Source organism: Bartonella tribocorum (assembly GCF_002777915.1).
GTDB lineage: Bacteria > Pseudomonadota > Alphaproteobacteria > Rhizobiales > Rhizobiaceae > Bartonella > Bartonella tribocorum_A.
The window spans coordinates 25,885-48,798 of the sequence record NZ_NJGE01000002.1 but is presented as its reverse complement, the minus strand read 5'-3'; the positions used below and the strand labels follow the sequence as shown (position 1 = coordinate 48,798).

The window sequence follows — 22,914 nt, the reverse complement described above, 5'->3', positions numbered from 1 at the left end:
TACCATAATTATTATGATAGCAACTTCTTTATCCATTAAAGGATGGAAATATAAAATTAGCGTGCCCAATGCCCTTCATATTTAAATGTTGGAGCGTCCTTTAGAGAATCCTTTGTTGCATTTGTAATAAGTTTCCACTTACCATAATCATTTGTCATCTGGATTGTTTCTGGAGAAACGACCACATAACTCTCTCCTATACCAAGGAAACCGCCAACAGCAATCACAAACCCCGCAATATTATTTTCACGTAAAATAATATCTTTTACTTCACCAATATTTTCATCTTCTATATTATAGACATTGGCACCTATAAGGCTGGAAGCGACAAAATCCGTTGCTAAAGGTGTCACATAACGCACAGACTTATCAATCCCTACCTGTACAATACCCGTCGAAGAGATTATTTCAGGTTTAGAAGGAACTTCAAAAGACTGAGCATAAGTACTAGAAACCATTAAAATTGACATAAGAGTAGTACATGCAATTTTTTTCATTTTAACATCTCCGTTTTTACTTTGCTTTTACTTTATAAAACCTCAATGCATCATAAACAGATTTGTTCCTTATGCTCTTTATACTCTCTACTCTTTCAAGAGCAGTCACTTTACTCTTTTCTCTTTATTTCGTCTGTTACTTCTTTCTCAAACTCTTCCTCTAAACCAAACCAAATACGATTTTTTAAAATATAAACAAGCCCCGCAAAAATAATTAAAAATAAAATAACACGAAAACCTGTTTTTTTACGAATTTCCATATGAGGATCGGCAGCCCACATCAAAAAAGCAGAAACATCACGCGCGTAATGTTCAACAGTTTGAGGGGTCCCATCTTCATAAGTAACGATACCATCACTCAAAGGAGGCGCCATGGTTAAAGAATTACTGGCAATAAAATAAGGATTATACCAATAACCATCCACAATTTCTAACTCCTTTGGCGCTTTCTGATATCCTGTTAAAAGAGCTGTAATATAATCTGGACCGGCTGTATCATAATGAGTCAAGACATCAGTAATTAAAGCAGGAAACGGCAAAGAGACACCGCGTGCACGTGCCATTAATGATAAATCTGGAGGGTAAGCACCATTTAAAGCAAATCTTGCTTCTTCTTCCTGCGTAAAGGGAGAAGGAAAATAATCCGTTGCGATCCCAGGACGTTTAAAATTTTTTCCTTCTCGATTAGGGCCATCACGCACTTCATATTGTGCTGCCAAAGTTTTAATCTGTTCTTGATCATACCCAAGAGCTTTTAAATGACGAAAAGCCACATATTTTAGCCCATGGCAGCTGGAACAAACTTGTTTATAAACCTTTAATCCACGCCGCAATTGCGCCTTATCATAAAATCCAAATGGCCCTGAAAAACTCCATTCTTGTTTTTTAGGAATTCGTAAAGGAAAAGAAATAAATTCTTCCTCTTGATCAGAGATATCACTCGCCAAACTCTGAGCGGAAAAGCTCATAGCAATCATAATAACCAGTCTGACAAAAACATTTACCATAGTCTCTTTTTTTTCTGTTTCAGATCTTGCACAATTGAAGAAGGAAGAGAACAGCTTTTTTCAAACCTAGGCAAAATCGGCAAAATAATCAAAAAGAATATAAAATAATAAACTGTAGCCAATTGCGTCCATAAAAGAATTTTGTCACTTATTTCTCTTGACCCCAACCAACCAAGAAAAACAACATCAATAACAAAGGCCCAAAAGAAAATTTTATAAACAGGTCGATATCTTGCTGAACATATTTTAGAACGATCTAACCATGGAACAAAAATTAACACGAAAATCGAACTGACGAAGAGAACAAAGCCCACAAGAGTTGAAGACAAAATACCAATATCAAAAGTTATAGCACGCAGAATCGCATAAAAAGGCAAGAAATACCATTCTGGAACCACACGAAGCGGTGCCTTTAATGGATCAGCTACGCTATAATTTTCGGCTTGCCCCATATAATCGGGCATATAAAACAAAAACCAAGCAAAAAAGATCAGAAAAACGGTAATGGCAAAAATATCTTTGATAAGCGCATAAGGCGAAAACGGTACCGTTTCCTTCTCTGATTGTATCGCAAGACCTGTTGGATTTCCTTGCCCCACACAGTGAATTGCCCAAATATGAAGCCCCACAAAAAGAAGCAAAACAAATGATAAAACATAATGGAAAACATAAAAACGATTCAATGTGGGTTGCCCCACACCATAACCACCAAGAAGTGTCTCATGCAACCATGCTCCCACCAAAGGTATCGTTTTTAAAAGCCCTGCAATCACTGAAGCAGCTGAAATAGACATCATCCCCCAAACAAGCACATAACCAAAAAAGGCGATTGCCATCATGATGATATAAATAAAAATCCCTGTGACCCAAACCATTTCTCGCATATTTTTATAAGAACCATAATAAAGTCCGCGCGCCAAATGGATATAAACAGCAATAAAAAAAAACGAAGATCCCACACTATGCCATGGACGAAAAAGCCATCCAAACTGCCCCTCCCGCCGAAATCGTTCACCTGTTTCAAAAGCCAAATGAATATCTGGAACATAATGCAGTGACAAAACAAGACCAGTCAAAAGCTGTGATAAAAGCATAATGGTCAAAATGCCGCCAAATGTATAAAAGTAATTAAGATTACGCGGAACAGGAAAAATTACAAATGCATTATAAAAAAAACGAGGAAGAGGAAAACGCTTATCAAACCAACGGGCAAGAGCATTTTTAGGACAATAAGGAGGAAACCTTGTCATAGACTTATCCTATTTTGAGCAAAGTATCAGAAAGAAATTGGTAAGGGGGGATAGCTAAATTATAGTTCGCTGGACCTGAGCGCACTCTTCCAGCGGTGTCATAAACAGATCCATGACACGGACACAACCACCCTCCAAACTTACCCGATTGCCCAAGTGTTACGCAGCCTAAATGCGTACAAAGATTAATGAAAATAAGCCAATTTTCACGCCCTTTACCTGCTGAACGTGCAAAATCCGTCGCTTCTTTTTCACCTTCAAGATTAGGATTGCGTGCTTGACGATCTTTTAGAAGACTCAGATTCGTAGCGCGCGCATCAGCAATTTCTTTTGCTGTACGATTTCGAATAACAACAGGCTGTCCTCGCCACTTTACTGTCACCGACATCCCCTCTTCGATACCAGAAAGGTCAACCTCAACAGAAGAAGATGCCAAAACAGCCTCATCTGGGCGCAACTGACGGATAAAAGGCCACGTAACAACTCCCATACCAACTGCTCCTGCAACAGCTGTTACCAAAAACAGAAAATCCCGCCTCGTCTGCTTACCCATTGCCTTAACTTCAAAGAGACACTTTTCAAAAACGTTCTTTTACCATACCCTCTCCCCTTGTACAATGACTGATCAAGCCACTGTCTTAACCCATAAAATATCCCTATAGAAAGCTTATATCATGTGTATGGTTGACATAAAAATCTAATTTAATGACAAATTATTGTTTTACAGATTGGATAAAAGACTAAAATACCGTAAGTTTTTTATTTCAAATCTCTGTTCCTATTCAATCAATCAAAATCCTTCTTTTTCCTGATAAAAATGGAGAAGGAGTGTAAATGAACGCTCTTAAAGAAAAAACTTTCTTGTTATGATCAAGTCTCTATCGAAATGAATGATCCTACCTCATTAAATATACCATTTTTAACCATAATAAACCAATTCATTTCATGTATTGCTCAATCAAAGGAAATCACCAATCAAGAAATTTTCTCTTATCTCAAACAAATCTTTATCCGTAACTTTTTCCCTTAAACTTAAAGGGTATAAAAACTAAATATAAAAATCATATATTTCTTAAAAATATTTTTCGAATAAATTACGGCGCTTCTTTACAAAGTTAAAAAAAATCATATTACAGAGAATATGACACTTCATATAGCTCTTTTCCAACCTGATATTGCTGGTAATACCGGAACGATTTTACGTCTTAGTGCTTGTTTTGGTTTACATGTACACATTATTGAACCCGCAGGCTTTAATCTGTCGGATCGTAATCTCAAACGCGCAGGATTGGATTATCTTGAATATGCTTCCTTAGAGCGACACGTTGATTGGCAACATTTTATAAGCTCCATGAAATACTTTAATCGCCGTCTGTTGCTTTTAAGTACAAAAGCAAAAACATGCTATACACAGATATGCTATCAAAAAAATGATGTTTTACTTTTTGGTCGTGAATCAGCTGGAGTTCCCGATTATGTTCATGAATCTGCTGATTACACATTGAAAATTCCCATGCAACCACATGCCCGCTCTCTCAATCTCGCCATGAGCGTAGCCATAACAACAGGGGAAGCATTGCGCCAAATTGGTTATCATGAAGGAAACTGTAATCTATAAAAACACGATGATTCTATCAAAGCTTTAATAGAATGATCAAAATGCATAAACTCTGGTTTTCTAATACGGAGAAAAAAATCTTGAAAGAATTTTATAAATCTTAAAAGCGCGTATTTTTCAACGATACTTTTGGAATAAAGCCTCTAAAAGCCCATAAGCTAGAAAATGAATAACAATTAAAGCGTATAACACCTGCCATTTCCCGATAATCAAGGGCTGATAAAATAAACAGCTATAAAACAAGAATAACTCTTTAATTAAAGTCACTTCTCTCACAAAGCAGCAAGTGCCATTCTATTGCCCATTACACCAATTTCATATCACTCACCTGTGAATGATTAAGTACCCCTTCATAGTAAAAATCCATTGGGTATCTCCCTCTTTATGCTCACACAAAGTACAAACTGCTCTTCTTACTCTCTTTATCCGTTTAAAAATTTTTTTCCCCTTACTTTGATATGGTTCATAAAAGAAATTTTCCTCCCTATAATCATTTTTCCTCACACGCCCCCCTTACTTGTGACGTATAAGGTAATCATTTTGATTGATGTAATATGAACAGATTTGAAATAAAATAACCTTACAATATTCGGTACTCTTAATTTCACATGAATAATGATAAATTATTATAATTTAAGTGTCTTAACTTAAAAAATAAAAACAGCCATGCATTTATAAAGAACCATATTATAAATCAATTTTTTCTAATAATGCRTGACGATCCATTAAAAAWCCGCTTTCAACCCATATCATTTCTARTTCTTTAAGYTTTTTTCCTAAAAGGATRCCTTTTGARAAACCTTTTTTTATTAAGTCGTTACCATTAATAGGAAAAGTCGGAATTTGCCATTTTTGAACAAGCTGATAAAGTTTGAGATAATCTTCTTTTTTCTGAAAAGCATCCCCTTTTTCTAGAGTATCGACATGTGATGCAGCAATAGACAGGGATAATTGATCTAAAACCGGCTGTCGTCCATGAAAATAAATCAGTTTTTGCACAAAATGATCAGAACAGTTTTGGCTTATGATTTCTAACTCTGCCCATTCTTTTAATCGTGTTATTTCTTTATGAGAAAAACGCAAGCGCTGTGCTATTTTATGAAGACGTATAGGATCAGGAGGAAGAAGACTTTCCAGCCGTAAAAATGGATCAACTTTCCAACCAAGCGTCTGTTCTGTTTTCACCAATGCGTGAATTGCATCAATGCCCCATTTTTCTGTTTCAGGAAAAATGAGTGACAAAATTCTGCTTTGTCGCATCCATAAAAGAGCACGAGTTGGGTCAGAAGCCAAAAGAAGCTTTTTCATTTCTGCCCAAATACGCTCAGAAGAAAGTTTTTTTAAACCGTGTTTTAAACGAACACATGCCTTTAATCCTTGCCCATCAGGTCGCCCCGCTCCATACCACGCAAAAAAGCGAAAAAAACGCAAAATACGCAAATAATCTTCGCTAATACGATTTTCTGCAGCGCCAATAAAACGAACTGTTCGGCTCTCAATATCGCTCAAACCTCCCACATCATCATAAAGCTTGCCGGCAGCATCACAATAAAGGGCATTTATCGTAAAATCACGCCGTTCAGCATCTTTTTTCCAATCACGACCAAATGCCACTTTTGCATGACGACCATCTGTTTCAATATCGCTGCGAAGTGTTGTGACCTCATAAGCACATGAATGGGCAATCACTGTTATCGTACCAAACGCAATCCCTGTAGGAATAGCTTTAAATCCTGCTTCTTCTACACGCGCTATAATCTGTTGCGGTAAGCAGGTTGTCGCAATATCAATATCACTAATAGGTTGCCCTAATAGTTGATTGCGCACTGCTCCCCCAACGATACGCGCTTCTTCCCCCTCTAAAGATAAAACACGAAGAAGTGTTTGGATATCATTTCGTTGTAACCACGCAACCTGTTTGAAGTTCTGCCTTATATTCACCCTTTAACCTTTCAAAAAAGTTGTCTTCATTGCTTTCAAAAACTCTCTTCATAAAACAAAATTTTTAAAACATCCCTTATAAAACATGCCTTTTTCTTTTAAAGAAACTTTTCTCTTCGCCTATACGATTATAAAAAAACGGCTTATGATGCTTCTTTTCTTCTCATTTTCTGTTACAAACAATAAGATGTCCATTAACATGCAGAGAAAATTACTATTTTTGCGACAAACGCCTTAAGGAAAAAATATGAGTCACCGCGATCCAGCATCTAATTCTGTGAAAAAGGTTAATCCCAAACATGAAGCCCAGATCATTATTGAGGATATTGATACGGCACACAAAGAATTAGATATTATACAACAAGAAATTGACAAAGTTATTTTTGGGCAAAGTTATGTCATTGAATATGCTTTAACGGCTATTTTTGCTGGTGGTCATGCTCTTCTTGTTGGCGCTCCAGGGCTTGCAAAAACACGTCTTGTAGAAACATTGGGAACCGTTTTAGGGCTTGATGAAAAACGTATCCAATTTACCCCAGACTTAATGCCATCGGACATTATCGGTTCTGAAATTATGGATTCCGATAAAGAAGGGAAACGTTCTTTTCGCTACGTTCAAGGTCCCATTTTCACGCAACTTCTCATGGCCGATGAAATCAATCGTGCCTCTCCACGCACGCAATCAGCTCTTTTACAGGCTATGCAGGAATATCATGTAACCGTTGCCGGTACCCGTTATGACTTGCCACAACCTTTTCATGTTCTTGCAACGCAAAATCCCCTCGAACAAGAAGGAACCTATCCACTTCCTGAAGCTCAACTCGATCGCTTTTTGATGCAAATTGATATTGACTATCCTGATCTTACAACAGAGCGGCGGATCATTTTAGAAACAACAAAAGAAAAAAAATCAAATGCAAAAGCAATTTTATCCGCCAAAAAATTACAAAAAATTCAAAATATCGTTCGCAAAATGCCTCTTTCAGAAAATGTGATCGAAGCTATTTTAAAAATTGTCCGTTCAGCCCGCCCTGATAAAGACAATAGCCTTGCCAATACTTATGTTTCTTGGGGACCTGGTCCGCGCGCATCACAAGCTCTTTCACTTTGTGTTCGCGCTCGTGCCCTTTATTATGGGCGTTTAGCCCCCTCACTTGATGATGTTGAAGCATTGGCCTATCCCGTATTACAACATCGCATGGCTCTTAATTTTTCTGCCCGTGCTGAAGATATAACCGTAAAAGATATTATCAATAACCTTGTGAAAGATGCTCTTTAAAATGGCTATTGGCAAAAAAGTTTTACAAAAACCTCCATTGTCTCTGGCAAAAGAGTTGTATAAGGATACTGGCAAAATGCCCCATTTTCTTTTACAAGCACGTCATATTGCCAATACACTGATAACTGGATGGCATGGGCAACGCAAACGCGGTAATGGAGAAAATTTTTGGCAATTTCGTCCCTATATGGAAGGAGAATCCATTACCCGCATTGATTGGCGTCGCTCAGCGCGTGATGAAAATACGTATCTACGCGAACACGAATGGCAAATGACACAAACCGTTTGGCTTTGGCCTGATCAGAGCGCATCGATGCATTACTGTTCGCGCTTTTCTAAAATCTCTAAAGGCAATCACGCCATCATTTTGACTCTCGTCTTGGCATCACTTCTGGCACGCAGCGGTGAACATATTGCTATTCCCAACTTAATGCCCCCCACAATGACACCCAATGTCGTAGAACGAATAGCCTTTGCTTTAGAAAATCATTTAGATGAAAATTCATTTCCGGATTTTTCAACAATTACACGTTTTTCGCATGCCATTATCATGAGTGATTTCCTCGACCATCCTGAAAAAATCATCCAACATTTAAACGTTTTATCGACAAAACAGGTGACAGCTCATTTAATTGAAATCGCTGATCCTGCAGAAGAAAGCTTTCCCTACACAGGTCATACAGAATTTTTTGATCCTGAAACGAAAGAAAAAAACATTTTTGGAAAAGCAGAAAATCTTCGTAAGAACTATTGTAAGCTATATCAAGCACGGCGACAAGAATTGGTCAATTTTTGCGCACGCCATGGATGGTCTTATCACGTTAGTACAACGGATCAACCTTTAACAGAAACCATTTTGCATCTTGCAAATACAATGCGTGACTCTTCATTGCAAAAAAGGAGGGCATTTTGAGTTTTGCTGCTCCCTTTCTGTTATTAGGACTTTTATTTCTACCAGTCATTTGGTGGCTGTTGCGGATATCCCCTCCATCTCCGCGTAAAGAGCTCTTTCCGCCTTTCCGTTTCTTACCCAAATCAACTCATCAGCAGAAAGAAGCAAAACATACCCCTTGGTGGCTGCTCTTGTTGCGTTTAACTATGGCTGCACTTGTTATAATAGCGCTAGCCCGCCCCACTTGGAATCAAAAACCAATAAGCTTTTCCGGATCTCAACCCCTTGCACTTATTATTGATAATGGTTGGGCATCTGTAAAAGAATGGAAAAAACGCATCTCTATCGCTGAAACGCTCCTTGCACAAGCAGAAAAACAGCAAAAAAATATTTATCTTGTTGCAACGGCTGAAAATGATATCTCCAATGTAGAACCCCAACCAGCAAAGATTATAAAACAGCATTTAATGCATTTGCAACCGCGTCCTTGGCCTGTCAACCGTGTGCATGCCTTTAAAAAACTCAGTAAAATAAGCAAAGGAAAACCTCTTGATATTGTTTATCTAAGTAATGGATTACAAACAAGTGAGGATGAGCAAACTTTTGCGATACTTGAAAAATTAAAACCTAGAAATTTCTTATGGTATTTGGCTGATATTTCCGATTTAATCGGCATAACATCCATAGAAAATAACGATGGAAATATGGTCGCGCGTATTATTCGCTCAACAACACACGGCACAATGCCTGCTACACTGAGCCTTTACGATTCAAACAATCAACTTCTCGGTCAATTTACAAAAAACTTCTCTGAAGGCGAGACAACAGCACTTGTTCCTTTTGATGTTCCCCTTGAATTACGCAACGATATCGCTTGGATAAAAATCAATAACCAAAACCATGCTGCTGCAACTTTCTTAGTAGATAGCCATAGCAGGATAAGCCGTGTTGCTCTTCTTTCCCCCGATACCAATGAAATGGCACAGCCTTTACTTGCTCCATTTTATTATATTATCAAAGCATTACGAGGTCATACACAGCTTATAACTTCCGGAGGAAGAGAACTTTCAACGGATATTGATCATTTGCTTAAACAAAATCCATCTGTTTTCATTATGGGCGATATGGTTAATATCCCCGAAAATGCAGAAAAAAAGCTTTCTGATTTTGTGAATAAAGGGGGAACACTCATTCGCTTTGCAGGAGAAAAACTCAGTAGTGCAGAACATTACGACAGTCTCCTTCCGGTACCGCTACGTCAGGGGCAACGCTCCCTTGGAAGTATTATGTCTTGGACGAAACCACAAAAGCTTGCCCCTTTTGCAAAAAATAGCTTTTTCTTTGATCTTCCTTTTCCAGAAGATGTTACTGTCTCGCGCCAAATTCTCGCAGAACCAACCCCAGATCTTTTTGAAAAAACGTGGCTTAGCCTTTCGGATGGAACTCCTCTTATTACCGCAGCAAAACGTGGTAAAGGAACCCTCATTCTCATTCATATTGCCCCTGATCCTACATGGTCTAATCTTCCTCTTTCTGGCTTTTTTGCACAAATATTGCAAAAACTAATCACATTAGGGTCTTACGAAAATACAGACCTAACACACAGAGAAAAAAGAACAATGGTCCAAAATCCTTGGCGAACCATAGCCGCTGACGGACAATTACAAGTACCACCCTCTGATGTTGTTCCACTGATCTTTGACGCTCAAAATCCACCCCATCCTTCCTATCATACGCCTCCAGGACTTTATGGGGTCAAAAACGATTTTTATGCACTCAATCTCTTAACTGATACATCGCACTTGATAAAACAATCATCATTGCCAACTTCTCTTAATAAGAGCCCTTTATCTTATAATACAAAAGAAAAAAATCTTATCGGTCCTCTTTTAGGATTAGCACTCTTATCATTTGCCTTTGATAATTTTCTCATTTTATGGATGGAGGGTATTTTTTCTTTTAATAAACGACGTAGCATGTTTCTCCTCCCTCTCATCATTTTGATTGCCCTGTTTTCATATGACCCAAGGCTTCATGCACAAACGACAGAAAATTATCATGATAGTGTAGAAGCCGCTGGTGCAACGCATCTTGCCTACGTTATAACCAACAATCATGAAATTGATACAACGAGTAAAAGTGGTCTAGAAGCCTTAAGCCAATTTATTGCAGAGCGCACAATGCTTACCCCCGGCTCTGTTATAGCACTTGATCTCGATAAAGATGAACTTTCCTTTTATCCTCTTATTTACTGGCCCATTGATGTTAAGAGTCCCACACTAACTCCAAAAAGTCTTGAAAAAATAAATAACTTTATGAAGCATGGGGGGACCATTTTATTTGACACGCGCGATCAGATAAAGAGCAATCTTAATCTTGAAGGAGATGCTACTCCAGAAACGCAAAGATTACGAACCATCTTAAAAGGGTTAAACATTCCCTCCATTGAGCCTGCATCAACAGATCATGTTGTTGCTCGTTCTTTTTATATTATGCCAGATTTTCCTGGTCTCTACCGTGGTTCACCTTTATGGGTTGAATCCTCATCAACAAACAAAAAAAATAAAAATTCTCTTGCCAGCGGCGATAATGTAAGTTCCCTGCTTATCACCGCAAATAACTTTGCCGGTGCTTGGGCACTCGATGAAAAAGGGACATGGAAATATCCCCTTGTTCCCAATGATCCGATGCAACGTCTATGGGCATTTCGTGCAGGACTCAATATTGTCCTTTATGTGCTTACTGGAAACTATAAAGCGGACCAAGTTCATGTTCCAGCGCTCTTAGAACGCTTTAAAAGAGAAAGAAGGCAATGATACCACTGTTCACTTTTCAGCCTTTTTTACCGCTCTTTTGGATTCTGCTGTTAAGCGGAATATCCATTCTTTTTGTCGTTGTTGGTCTCGTTACACAGCGTCAAGGGGCTTTATTTCGTCTGATGGCATTGAGCGCCCTCATTCTTACTTTGCTCAATCCAATGATTATCAAAGAACAGCGCGAACCCCTGAAAAGCACGGTGGGCATTGTCATTGACCGCAGCAAAAGCCAAACTTTTGGAACAAGGATAAAGGACAGTGATGAAGCGCGCGCGCAATTAATCGAAACATTGGCACATTATCCACAATTTGAACCACGTTTTATTGAAGCTGGAAAACTTGCTGATAACCAATATGCCCCCTCAACGAAGTTATTTGATGCTTTAACACAAGCACTTTCTGATGTACCGCCCTCTCGTTATGCAGGAACTATTTTTATCACCGATGGACAAGTGCATGACATTCCTGATCTATCAGATCTTCATCATGATGCACCTCTTAATGCTTTGATCACAGGACGTTCAGATGAATTTGATCGTCAAATCAAGTTTATTTCCCCTCCACGCTTTGCTCTTGTCAATAAACCACAAAAGCTCTCCATTTTGGTAGAAGATCAAGGCGTCCCCCAAGAAGCAATACCCCAGAAAGCCAATATTACACTTAGTGTGAATGGACAAGAGGTTAGCCATTATTCTGTAACGCCTGGTATTATTTTTGAAACTGAAATTACCCTTCCCCATGCTGAAAAAAATATTATCCAAGCGACAACTGAACCTTACAAAGGTGAACTAAGCTTTGAAAACAACCGCGCCATAACAACCATTGAAGGAATCAGAGAAAATTTGCGCGTTCTTCTTATTTCAGGGGCCCCTTATAATGGAGAACGGACATGGCGTGATCTTTTAAAAGGCGACACCAATATTGATCTTGTTCACTTTACGATTTTGCGACCACCCACCAAAGCAGATAATACGCCTTTAAGCCAATTATCCTTGGTGGTTTTTCCCACAAGAAAACTCTTTGTTGAAGAGATTAATAACTTTGATCTCATCATCCTTGATGGTTACCAGCATTCTGCTGTTCTGCCTTTAATCTATTATGATTATATCGCCCAATATGTACAAAAGGGTGGTGCATTGCTGATGGTAACAGGACCTGAATTTACCCAAAAAAACTCACTTGCAAAAACACCTTTAATAAGCATTCTACCGGCATTGCCTAATGGTGCTATTCTTGAAAAACCTTTTCGTCCCGCATTAACCAGAGAGGGTGAGCGTCATCCTGTCACAAGAGATCTTGCAACGCTTAACTTTCCGGCTTCTCAATGGGGACGATGGCTGCGACAAATTGCTATTCAAAACATAAACAACGGGATTGCTCTCATGAAAGGAGCCGATGAACAACCACTTTTACTTCTTTCACATGTTGATAAAGGGCGTGTAGGCATGTTGCTTTCCGATGAAAGTTGGCTTTGGGCAAGAGGTTTTGAAGGTGGTGGTCCTTATGCTGCACTTTATCGCCGAATTGCCCATTGGCTCATGAAAGAACCCGAACTTGAGGAAGAAAAATTAAGCGCGACCAGTAGCCATCATCATTTAACAATTCACCGCCAAACTCTGAAAGATCATCCAGAACCCGCTGAAATAACTTTTCCTTCTGGAAAAAAGCAAAAAATCATCCTTACTAAAGAGCAAGAAGGTCTCTTCACCGCAACTGTAGCCACTGATGAGACAGGGGTTTTTACCATCAAAAATGGCGATTCAACAATACTGTCTTCTGTAGGAATGCTCGATAATCTTGAATTATTTGACTTAATTTCAACACAAGAAAAATTAGCCCCTATTATTAAACACACTGGTGGCTATATCGGACGGTTATACCCTGAGGGAAAAGAAAATATTCAGCTTCCTCCTTTCCAGCTGGTTCAATCAAAAATAAACCTATCATCTTCCCCAGCACATTCCATTATTTTGAAAGACGCAACAGAAACGCGTTTAATCAATACCTTTTATTTTTCGATATTTTCTGGTTTTTTTGCACTGTTTGTTTGCCTTTTACTGTTGGGCAGCATGTGGTATCGTGAAAGCCGTTAAAAAATCCTGAAATTTCGTAGAATAGTTTTAAAATCAGCTTATCTTTTTATGTATTGTCTTATTTTTTACACTTAGATAACATATTGACTTATAATAAATAATTTATCATTTTTTCATATTCAATTAAAATCATTCTCTTACGCATCATTAGAAGAATACCGTATAAATAAAAAACATTGAGAAAGAGAAGAAAGTGTCTCTTATGAACCCCTAAAGAAAGGATTTTTAAGAAGTTTGGATAGGGTCGTATAATGGTTTTAGTTAGCATCTTGTATAAGTGTAAAGATGGTAACATGTAATAAGCCTTATAAACAAGGCTTTTCATAGCATTGAGAACTTTCGTGAAATGGAATCAAGTACTCTGAAAAATATTTCTTCAAAAAATATGCCCATGTACAACACAATGATATTTTATTTGGGATATTTTATTTGGAATATTCTTTTTGAGGTGTTCTATTTTGCGTAAAAAACATCTCCAAAAGTGATAGATGATAGCGTAAAACCATAAAATTTCCTGATAAATACAATACAGTGTCAATTCTCCTAAAAATTTTCTCATACTTTCAACAAGCTATTTTTCATTTTACAATCCTTCTTGCCTTTAAGTATCAACTTATCTTATGTTCATTCCTTAAATCGCGTTTAATACTCCACGAGTTTTTATGTTTTATCTTGCCCATATATCAGATGTACATCTTTCCCCTCTCCCAAAACCCTCCCTTTTTGAACTTTCTGGAAAACGTCTTACCGGTTATTTGAATTGGCAAAAAAAACGTAAGAGTCAAATGGCAACAAATGTCCTCGAAACTTTAATAGATGCCTTGAACAAAACAAAGCCTGATCATCTGGTGATCTCTGGTGATCTTGTAAACCTTGCTCTCGATAAGGAATTTGAACAAGCTCAGCGTTGGCTCCTTAGCTTGGGACAACCCCAAGATATTTCTTTGACATTTGGAAATCATGATGCCTATGTCCGCGGAGCCCTCCCAAAAGCATGTATTCTCTTTAAGCCTTGGATCACAGGTGACGTGCCTCAAAAAAGCGCCTTTCCTTTTCCTTATATGCGCATTCGCGAAGATGTCGCCATCATAGCTGCTTCTTCAGCTATTGCGACCCCCCCTTTTCAAGCTTCTGGTTATTTTGGTAAAATGCAAGCGCAAACGTTACCACACTTTTTAAATGAAGCAGCACAGCGCAACCTTTTTCGTGTCGTCATGATCCACCATCCCCCTTTTCCCAAAGCAACGTCTTGGCATAAAAAATTACGGGATACAAAACGTTTTCTAAACGTTATCAAACATCACGGTTGCGAACTTATTCTTCACGGACATACTCATTTACCCACTTTAAAATACATTGAAGGACCAACTAAAAAAATTCCTATTGTTGGTGTTCCTTCCGCATCACAAGCTTTTGGTGATAAAAAACCACCTGCAGGCTTTAATTTATTTTCCATTGAACACTTACAAAATCAATGGCATTGTGAATTGCAACGTTATAGCATTATCAACCCCCAAAATGAGATAGTCTGTACTGAAACAATTAATCTTTAAATACATTCAGCGTTCCCCAAACAACCTAAAGCGAGAATTTTGTCACTTCATATCTCTTTGTAAACCATAATTTTATTGCCCTCCTTCTCTTAACAAGACAAAATTCACCCTTCTTTTGTCGATAAATCAATTTCTCTCAAAGAGCTCCGTTGTCTACCCCCTCTTATGTAAGTAACCTTACAAATTCATTGTTTTACTTCCTTCCCATTCTCAAGAACGAAGATTTCGACTCCTATCTGATCCATAAATAATCCGAATTCTTTTCGTGGATTTCCCCTGCCGATTGTCTATGCGATTTACTTCACAAAGTTCTACAAACCTTGCTTTGTACTTCATCACACACTCCCCCTTGTAATTCATAAACAAACGATGCTGGTTGATTTATGGTAAATATATTTCAAACAATCCCATACTTTTATACTCTACAGTTATTTTTTATACATTTGAAAAATGTATAAAAAATAATAGATTCTATTTCAATAATAGTCATAAATAATAATATTTTTATATCTCAATAAATGCCTAACTTCTATCTACTTTTTCCTAATAATACGCTTTATTATTATTTTATTTCTCTGTATTACTATCTATAATAAAGCATAAAATATCCAATAATAATAAAAGATTATGATATGAATTTTTTATTATTATTGAGTTATATTACAATTGTCGTTTTATGCGATTTTTTTTGTTATTAAATAAAATATTTTATGATAACGTAAAACAACGAAAAGTTGATTGTACGAGAGATCTTTCCAATAAAAACAGAACGCCATTGTGTTTCCAATTCGCGCGTTTATTTTAAGGATATCTCTTTTAAAGCACCCAAACCTATTTCGTGACAGCACCCATGAATGGTGTAAAGATAAGCCCTTTCAGTAGCACCATCTTTAGGTTAATGAAAAAATACGTCAGTACCATCTCACACTTTACCAACCCCCAATGTAGAACAGCCTTTGAACCATTGAGACGGTTCATAAAAAGAAAGTTTTTTCTTTCTTTTATGTTTTTTATTCTCACGGCTCTCTCAGCTTTTGATATAAAAGGACATGGTTTAGATTGTTCCAATATAGAATAGATCTTAAATGAGAAAACATTATGATATTCGTAATTCTCATTCCACATGAAAATAGTGAATTATTTTTATAAATCAAACTATTGTTTGAATAAAATAGCCCCTTCCAAGTGTAGAAATATTTTCCAGCATCTATTTGAAAAATAAAAGCCTCATTTGAAAATGAGGCTTTTAAACTGTTTAATTCTGCAAAAAATTAAAATTTATAAGCTACACCCACGCGGAAATCGTTTGTCTTGTAGCTCATTTCAACTTTATCCTGTACGAACTTCTTCTTACCAAAATCCGAGTAACGATATTCCGCACGTACAATAATATTATCTGTCATTGCAAAATCAACCCCACCTCCAAGGGTATAACCAATCATGGTCTTTTTTTCATCATGCTGAAAATCAGAAAGATCAATTGCTCTACTTTTGTTATCATCTACCGTTTTGCTATCAACGACTACCGACAAAATATTCTGAAGCTGCGTATAAGCAATCCCTCCAGAAACATACGGCATCATACGATCAACAGCAAAACCAACTTTCACCCGTGTAGCACCAGACCATTTTTGTTTTAAAGTATGACTTACACTTTCAACAAGCGTTGTTGAAGCATCTTCATGAGAATCATCTCTTGAGTGACTTGCTCTTTCTAAAGATTTTTTTTCTCCAGGTTTATCTTTCTTCGGTAGAGGGATATTCTTCGTACTTTTTTTATTAGACCACATAATATCCGTATCAATACCTATAATAAAACCATTATCGATATCAATATTCGAACCGGCATAAACGCCTCCCATAAAACCAGAAAGTTTAGGTAAATTCTCTTTTTCAACTGGATTCCATATCCCTGTCTCTTTTGTTAAATAATTTGCAGTTGTTTTACCTGAAAAGTTACCAATCTGCCCTCCAAGATAGATCCCTGTCCAAGAAAAAGCAGGAGCTGTAATAACAGAAATGGGCTGTTCAGGAACAACACTATCTGCTGCCTGTAATACAGAAATTGAAATTAAAGAAAAGATAGATGTTGAGACTAAATACTTTGTAATCATAATTGCTCCCCTAAAAGCTAATGTGATACATAAATAATAGTGAATCGTTTCATACTTTTAAAAAAAAATCTATAGCAAAAATGACACAGTTATAAAAAATTAAAGTTTATATTTGAAAATAAAACTATTTTTTTAATAAAAATATTATAAAAACTTTTAAATATGATTTATATTTCAATTAATTATTACTCTATATTATTTGTTATATTTTCATATTTTTATTATTATTGAGCATTATTATAAATAATTATAATATCAACTATTTTGAAAAAATAAGAGAGATAATCAACAAAAATTTTGTCTTATTTATTTAAATTTCTTCGTAATATTAGTGTTATAAGAAGTCATATATAAGCCACTCCCTCTATAAGAGGTTATCTAAAGCTATGTGATAAAAAAACACTCTTGTCCATATTCTTGTGTTGAAGATCTCTCAATTCATAAGTGTATCTGATAGACTGCTGCTTTATAAATGAGCCATATACTTTTATCATACCCATGAGCTAAGGTTCATAATCATTCACTAAAAGCTCGTCACTACATTGCTTTTTTTATAAAGAATAATGCTTAGAATAAGCCCATTGAACAAAAAAATCTTTCATCACACTTGTAAAAACCAATAGAGAAAAATTTTTACTCTCTAAAGCTCTCAAGCATATAATGAAATATCAAACTTAATATATAAAACTGAAATGAACAGTGTTTATTATTCTATAATATTTGTTTATGTTTTAGCTGAAAATAACGTTCAATGCTTTCATAAAGTTATTATAAAATATATTCAATATTTCATAATTTTTGTAAAAACTGAACAGACCAATTGCCCAGTTTCTGCAATTAATTTTTCAACACGAAGCAAATCAGGTTCCCCAACACTATTTAGCAAAAGATCACTTAATCCAGGTGGCATATCGTTGGGATCAAGAGGATCATTTAAGCAAAGTCGTATAATTTGACTCAAATTTGTATAGAGACCATAGGCATAATGTAAATCAGCAATCCATGACTGATGAAGAAAATTGTTCGGTAAGTGGTCTAAAATATCTGCTGTCGTCGCTCCAATTTGAAACTCAATGACATGCGTAATAAGGGCAAATTGAGCGATAAACTCCAAATCCATAATGCCACCAGACATCGTTTTAAAATCCCATTGATTTTTGGGTGGCTTTTCTTTTGCAATTAAAGAGCGCATTTCACACACGTCTTTTGCAACTTCGTTCTTATTACGAGAGATAGCAATAATTGTACACACTTCATTTTCTAGCTTTTTTAAAAAATCAGAATCTCCTGCAATACCTCGAGCCCTTGTTAAAGCAAGATATTCCCATATCCATGCTTCTTGACGATAATACTTTTTAAAAAATGGAAAAGAAACAGCAACAGGTCCTTTATTGCCTAAGGGCCGTAACCTTAAATCAACGGAATAAAGAACACCTTGGCTTGTAAGTGTCGATAAAGCAGACACGAGACGCTGTGCTAAACGCGTATAATATTGAGAGATGTAAAGAGGCTTTTCTCCATCAGATATTTCTGCATCATCATCGTGTTCATAAAGCAAAATGATATCAACATCCGAACCAGCAGTTAATTCACGACTTCCAAGCTTCCCCATTCCCAATATGCCAACACGTCCGCCTTTAATACAGCCATGAAGACGAGAAAATTCCTCTTGAACGGCAGCAAATGTTTTTGTAATCATAAGATCAGCAAGCGCAGTAAAAGCAAAACCTGCTCTTTCTCCTGTAATTGTACCGTTCAAAATTCGAATACCAATCAAAAAACGTTGTTCATCTGCAAAAATCCTTAAATGATCGAGGATTTCTTCATAAGACAGAACATCTTCAAGAAAATATTCAAGCCGTTTTTCTAAATAGGTTTTTGTCGGTAATTCTGAAAGAATATTGGGATCTAACATTCCATCAAAAACGTGAGATCTGCGTGCAATAATTTCCGCAAGACGTGGTGCAGCTCCCATAATAAGAACGAGCATATCTAAAAGAGAGGGGTTAGACTGCAAAAGACTAAAAAGCTGAATTCCTGAAGGTAAGCCCTGTAAAAAACTATCAAAGCGCAACATCGCTTCATCGGCTCGTTTTGTTGCGCCAAAAGCTTTCAAAAGAGCTGGTGTTAATTCTGTTAATCTCTCACGCGCTTCAGCGGATTGCGTTGCTTTATAACGACCACAATGGAGGGTGCGCATAATCCGACAAATATCACTCGCTCTTTCAAAACCTAAACGACTTAATGTTATTAATGTCTCCGGATCATCTTCTTCTCCTGTAAAAACTAAATTGCCAATTTCTAAACCAAGCTCTTGTTCATTCTCAAACAGTGCTGCATAGTGTTTTTCAACAACCTGAAGTGTTTTTAATAAATCACGGATAAAATCGCTTCTGTCGTGATAACCCATTAAATAAGCAACGCTGGTGAATTGAGAAATATCATTGGGAAGAAGATGCGTTTGTTCATCCGCAAGCATCTGAATACGATGTTCCACATTTCTTAGAAAAGCATAACTTTTTATAAGACTATCTCTTGTTTTCTCACTAATCCAACCAAGCGTGTGAAGTTCCGCTAACATTGCAACTGTTTGACGTCCACGTAATTGAGGAAAACGCCCACCAGCAATAAGTTGTTGTGTCTGAACAAAAAATTCTATTTCACGAATACCACCACGACCTAACTTTATATTATGGCCATAAGCTGCAATTTGACCGTAACTTTTATGCGCATGAATTTGACGTTTGATCGAATGAATATCAGCAATCGCAGCATAATCTAAATATTTTCGCCACACATAAGGAAACAACTCTTTCAGAAAGTTAAAACCTGCCTTCTTATCGCCAGCAACTGGACGCGCTTTAATCATCGCAGCGCGTTCCCAATTTTGTCCACGCCCTTCGTAATAACGCAAGGCAGTCCTGACGGGTAAGGCTAAAGGTGTTGACCCTGGATCCGGACGAAGGCGAAAATCAAGACGAAAAACATATCCTTCAGCAGTGCGCTCCTGAATGATACGGATTAATCGGCGTACCATTTTAGAAAATACGTCGACACTTTCAGAAAGATTACCAATATGAGGGGACGTTTCATCAATGAAAACAATAAGATCAATATCAGAAGAATAATTAAGTTCTCCTGCTCCTAATTTTCCCATCCCTAAAATGATTAAACCACAATCTTTTTCTGGATTCTCGCGGCTCAGCAAATTTATTTTACCATGATCATGCGCTTCCCTTAATAGAAAACGTAATGCTACACTTAATGCTGCTTCACCCAAACGCGTCAACCACGCACATGAAACTTCGTAAGTAAATACACTACTCAAATCAGCTAAAGCAATGAGAACGTGCGCTTCTCGTTTTTTACGCCTTAAAGCAGCCATCAATGAAGTTTCATTGGTAGATTCATCCTTATCAATAACCGTAATATCATCAATAATTTCGCTCAGCCTTGTTTCTATATCAACATGTAATAAAGGACTAAGATATGATGGATTGGCAATTAAAACCTCACGCAAAAAAGGAGATAAAGTCATAACCGCACGGATAAAATCAATCTGCGTTCCATTCTTTGAAATAACGGAAACAAGCGGTTCTAAACCTTCTTTCTTTACTTGTTCTTCCATGTCTTTTAGCCACTGGGAACCACTTTCATTGAGAGGGCATAAAGGGAGAAGCTGCGTTTTTAAAAAAGCTTGTTTCATCTCATCTCCCTTGAAAAGCATTTTGCCTTATATTTTTAAAATCATCGTTCCGTATGAAAAGAAAAAAATGAAAAATATCTTTAAGGAAATAACAAAATAGCTCTGAGTCCTGGATTGGCATTTTCAAGTAACAATTCACCACCGTGCAGCTTCATAACTGCTTTTGCTATGCTTAAACCAATCCCAAAACCAGGTTGTGTACGGCTTTCTTCAAGACGAACAAATCGTTCTGTTACTTTTTCACGCTTATCTTCTGCTATTCCTGGACCATTATCGCTTACAACAACTAATAAATGTTCATCACGATATTCCATTGATAAGCAAACCTTTGCTTTTCTTCCATCTTTAGATGCATATTTAATCGCATTATCGATAAGATTAAAAATTGTTTGTGCAACAAGCTCACGATTCAATTTAAGCTCTTTATCAAAGATATCTCCTAACTGAAGTAAAACACCTGACTCTTCAGCAAAAGGTTCGTAAAGCTCAACAGCATCCTCAAGGATCAGTTTCATATTTATCATCTCAAGATGCTCGATTGCACTGCTCGCTTCGATGCGTGAAATCATTAAAATCGCATTAAATGTACGAATAAGTTGATCTGATTCAACAATAACACTCTCAAGAACCTGACGATATTCAAACTTTGTCTTGTTTGCCGAAAGCGCCTCTTCAGCACGATTTCTAAGACGCGTTAACGGTGTTTTCAGATCATGAGCAATATTATCTGATACTTGACGTAAACCAACATTTAACTCTTCAATGCGGTCTAACATAACATTAAGATTCGTTGACAATCGATCAAACTCATCACCTACCCCAGAAACCGGTAAACGCCCACTGAAATCACCATCCATCAAGCGCCGTGATGCCGCTGTTACCTGATCAATCCTTTGTAAAGCTCTCCTGCCGACAAAAAACCATATGAGTAAAGCGCCTCCCACCATTGCAGTAAGTGCAATGATCACAGCTTTACGAATAACCGCTGCAAAACGTTCTGGCTCATCCAAATCGCGTCCTATAAGAATCTTCATAGCATTAGGTAAATCAAAGACAACTGCCAAAGCGCGATGTTCACTTGTTTTGCCATGTTCTCCAAAACGTGAATACAAAAAAGAGGTCGAAATAAAACCACTCTGATTCAAAAGACCTAATTCAATACGTGCTACATTGCCTGCTAAAATACGTCCCATAGAATCCGTGACAAGATAAAGAAATGCCCCTGGCTGCCTTGAACGATAATCTATCGTACGCATTAATAAAGGAAGCCCTCCATAATTATAGGCATTTTCAATATACTTTAATTCTTCATGTAAAGCCTGTTCAGTTTGCTCTGTTAACAATGAAGCAGAAAAAGCCGCCATATAAATAGAAAGGCCTGTTGCCACCAATCCAAACAATAAAATGTAAAGGGCCGAAAGCCTTAGCGCCGTTGTGCGCATTATATTAATCAAACGATTCATGCTTTGTTATCTGGTGCTTTCAGCATATATCCAGCGCCACGCACAGTATGAAGAAGCGGAACATCAAAATCTTTTTCAATTTTAGCTCTCAAACGAGAGATATGGACATCAATGACATTTGTTTGTGGATCAAAATGATAATCCCAAACATTTTCCAAAAGCATAGTGCGTGTAACAACTTGTCCCGCATAGCGCATTAAATATTCAAGTAAACGAAACTCTCGTGGTTGTAATAGGATGCTTTTACCACCCCGTTTTACCGTATGTGCTAACCGATCAAGCTCAAGATTGCTTACGCAATAAACAGTTTCTGCTTCTTTAGGATTTTTCCGCCGTTGCAAAACTTCAACACGCGCAAGAAGTTCAGAAAAAGCATAAGGCTTTGTCAAATAATCATCCGCTCCTGCACGCAACCCTGTTACACGATCATTAACTTGCCCTAAAGCTGACAGAATAAGAACCGGTGTCTCGTTGCCTTTAGCCCGCAATTCAGTAATAATAGAAAGTCCATCACGATGCAAAAGCATTCGGTCAACAACCATAACATCATAATTTTCCGTGCTTGCTAAAGCGTATCCCGTATCTCCATCATAAGCAACATCAACAGAATGCCCTACTTCCAAAAAAGCTTTTTCGAGATAACGTCCCGTTTCATGATCATCTTCAATAACGAGTATCTTCATAA

The 22,914-nt window shown here is 37.2% G+C and carries 15 protein-coding genes; 6 read left to right on the top strand and 9 right to left on the bottom strand.

Annotated features, from left to right (window positions below):
- Nucleotides 1-56: 56 nt before the first annotated feature.
- The 4 genes from CER18_RS01160 to petA form a co-directional block, all read right to left on the bottom strand.
- A complete protein-coding gene (locus CER18_RS01160; RefSeq protein WP_100128285.1) occupies nt 57-497 on the bottom strand; it encodes a PRC-barrel domain-containing protein in 441 nt (146 codons plus the stop codon).
- Nucleotides 498-607: 110 nt separating this feature from the next.
- Complete coding sequence (locus tag CER18_RS01155) at nt 608-1,504, bottom strand: cytochrome c1 (RefSeq protein WP_100128284.1); 897 nt, start codon at nt 1,502-1,504, stop codon at nt 608-610.
- Nucleotides 1,498-2,754: a cytochrome b gene (locus CER18_RS01150; RefSeq protein WP_100128283.1), complete on the bottom strand. Its 1,257-nt coding sequence runs from the start codon at nt 2,752-2,754 to the stop codon at nt 1,498-1,500. Before CER18_RS01150 ends, CER18_RS01155 begins: the two co-directional genes overlap by 7 nt.
- A 4-nt stretch (nt 2,755-2,758) precedes the next feature.
- Complete coding sequence (petA, locus tag CER18_RS01145) at nt 2,759-3,307, bottom strand: ubiquinol-cytochrome c reductase iron-sulfur subunit (protein WP_100128282.1); 549 nt, start codon at nt 3,305-3,307, stop codon at nt 2,759-2,761.
- A 588-nt stretch (nt 3,308-3,895) separates the two neighbouring features.
- Here petA and CER18_RS01140 point away from each other — a divergent pair.
- Entirely contained in the window at nt 3,896-4,372 is a 477-nt protein-coding gene (locus CER18_RS01140; protein ID WP_100128281.1) for a tRNA (cytidine(34)-2'-O)-methyltransferase, read from the top strand.
- Nucleotides 4,373-5,059: 687 nt separating this feature from the next.
- On the opposite strand, the gene CER18_RS01130 is transcribed toward CER18_RS01140, so the two are convergent.
- Nucleotides 5,060-6,313 carry a CCA tRNA nucleotidyltransferase gene (locus CER18_RS01130; RefSeq protein WP_100128279.1) on the bottom strand — a complete coding sequence of 418 codons (1,254 nt, stop codon included), beginning with the start codon at nt 6,311-6,313 and terminating at the stop codon, nt 5,060-5,062.
- Between the two features lie 247 nt (nt 6,314-6,560).
- Here CER18_RS01130 and CER18_RS01125 point away from each other — a divergent pair, with 247 nt between their 5' ends.
- The 5 genes from CER18_RS01125 (at nt 6,561) to CER18_RS01105 (ending at nt 14,946) form a co-directional block, all read left to right on the top strand.
- A complete protein-coding gene (locus CER18_RS01125) occupies nt 6,561-7,592 on the top strand; it encodes an AAA family ATPase (RefSeq protein WP_100128278.1) in 1,032 nt (343 codons plus the stop codon).
- A gap of 1 nt (nt 7,593) precedes the next feature.
- The gene (locus tag CER18_RS01120) at nt 7,594-8,505 is read left to right on the top strand and encodes a DUF58 domain-containing protein (RefSeq protein ID WP_100128375.1); all 912 of its coding nucleotides are present in this window, start codon (nt 7,594-7,596) and stop codon (nt 8,503-8,505) included.
- On the top strand, nt 8,502-11,300 hold the full coding sequence (locus CER18_RS01115; protein WP_100128277.1) for a DUF4159 domain-containing protein: 2,799 nt from the start codon (nt 8,502-8,504) through the stop codon (nt 11,298-11,300). The genes CER18_RS01120 and CER18_RS01115 overlap by 4 nt, the downstream gene beginning before the upstream one ends.
- Nucleotides 11,297-13,393 carry a glutamine amidotransferase gene (locus CER18_RS01110; RefSeq protein ID WP_100128276.1) on the top strand — a complete coding sequence of 699 codons (2,097 nt, stop codon included), beginning with the start codon at nt 11,297-11,299 and terminating at the stop codon, nt 13,391-13,393. Before CER18_RS01115 ends, CER18_RS01110 begins: the two co-directional genes overlap by 4 nt.
- 662 nt (nt 13,394-14,055) lie before the next feature.
- A complete protein-coding gene (locus CER18_RS01105; protein WP_100128275.1) occupies nt 14,056-14,946 on the top strand; it encodes a metallophosphoesterase family protein in 891 nt (296 codons plus the stop codon).
- A 1,271-nt stretch (nt 14,947-16,217) separates the two neighbouring features.
- Here CER18_RS01105 and CER18_RS01095 read toward each other — a convergent pair.
- The 4 genes from CER18_RS01095 to CER18_RS01080 form a co-directional block, all read right to left on the bottom strand.
- Nucleotides 16,218-17,060 (bottom strand): outer membrane protein, encoded by an 843-nt coding sequence (locus CER18_RS01095; protein ID WP_100128273.1) that lies wholly within the window; start codon nt 17,058-17,060, stop codon nt 16,218-16,220.
- 781 nt (nt 17,061-17,841) lie between these two features.
- Complete coding sequence (locus CER18_RS01090) at nt 17,842-20,766, bottom strand: bifunctional [glutamine synthetase] adenylyltransferase/[glutamine synthetase]-adenylyl-L-tyrosine phosphorylase (RefSeq protein WP_100128272.1); 2,925 nt, start codon at nt 20,764-20,766, stop codon at nt 17,842-17,844.
- Between the two features lie 80 nt (nt 20,767-20,846).
- A complete protein-coding gene (locus CER18_RS01085; RefSeq protein WP_100128271.1) occupies nt 20,847-22,229 on the bottom strand; it encodes a sensor histidine kinase in 1,383 nt (460 codons plus the stop codon).
- Nucleotides 22,226-22,912 carry a response regulator transcription factor gene (locus CER18_RS01080; RefSeq protein WP_100128270.1) on the bottom strand — a complete coding sequence of 229 codons (687 nt, stop codon included), beginning with the start codon at nt 22,910-22,912 and terminating at the stop codon, nt 22,226-22,228. Before CER18_RS01080 ends, CER18_RS01085 begins: the two co-directional genes overlap by 4 nt.
- Nucleotides 22,913-22,914: the final 2 nt, after the last annotated feature.

Coding starts and splice junctions, on each gene's coding strand:
- CER18_RS01160 (WP_100128285.1), bottom strand. CDS start 497: ATGAAAAAAATTGCATGTACTACTCTTATGTCAATTTTAATGGTTTCT.
- CER18_RS01155 (WP_100128284.1), bottom strand. CDS start 1,504: ATGGTAAATGTTTTTGTCAGACTGGTTATTATGATTGCTATGAGCTTT.
- CER18_RS01150 (WP_100128283.1), bottom strand. CDS start 2,754: ATGACAAGGTTTCCTCCTTATTGTCCTAAAAATGCTCTTGCCCGTTGG.
- petA (WP_100128282.1), bottom strand. CDS start 3,307: ATGGGTAAGCAGACGAGGCGGGATTTTCTGTTTTTGGTAACAGCTGTT.
- CER18_RS01140 (WP_100128281.1), top strand. CDS start 3,896: ATGACACTTCATATAGCTCTTTTCCAACCTGATATTGCTGGTAATACC.
- CER18_RS01125 (WP_100128278.1), top strand. CDS start 6,561: ATGAGTCACCGCGATCCAGCATCTAATTCTGTGAAAAAGGTTAATCCC.
- CER18_RS01120 (WP_100128375.1), top strand. CDS start 7,594: ATGGCTATTGGCAAAAAAGTTTTACAAAAACCTCCATTGTCTCTGGCA.
- CER18_RS01110 (WP_100128276.1), top strand. CDS start 11,297: ATGATACCACTGTTCACTTTTCAGCCTTTTTTACCGCTCTTTTGGATT.
- CER18_RS01105 (WP_100128275.1), top strand. CDS start 14,056: ATGTTTTATCTTGCCCATATATCAGATGTACATCTTTCCCCTCTCCCA.
- CER18_RS01095 (WP_100128273.1), bottom strand. CDS start 17,060: ATGATTACAAAGTATTTAGTCTCAACATCTATCTTTTCTTTAATTTCA.
- CER18_RS01090 (WP_100128272.1), bottom strand. CDS start 20,766: ATGAAACAAGCTTTTTTAAAAACGCAGCTTCTCCCTTTATGCCCTCTC.
- CER18_RS01085 (WP_100128271.1), bottom strand. CDS start 22,229: ATGAATCGTTTGATTAATATAATGCGCACAACGGCGCTAAGGCTTTCG.
- CER18_RS01080 (WP_100128270.1), bottom strand. CDS start 22,912: ATGAAGATACTCGTTATTGAAGATGATCATGAAACGGGACGTTATCTC.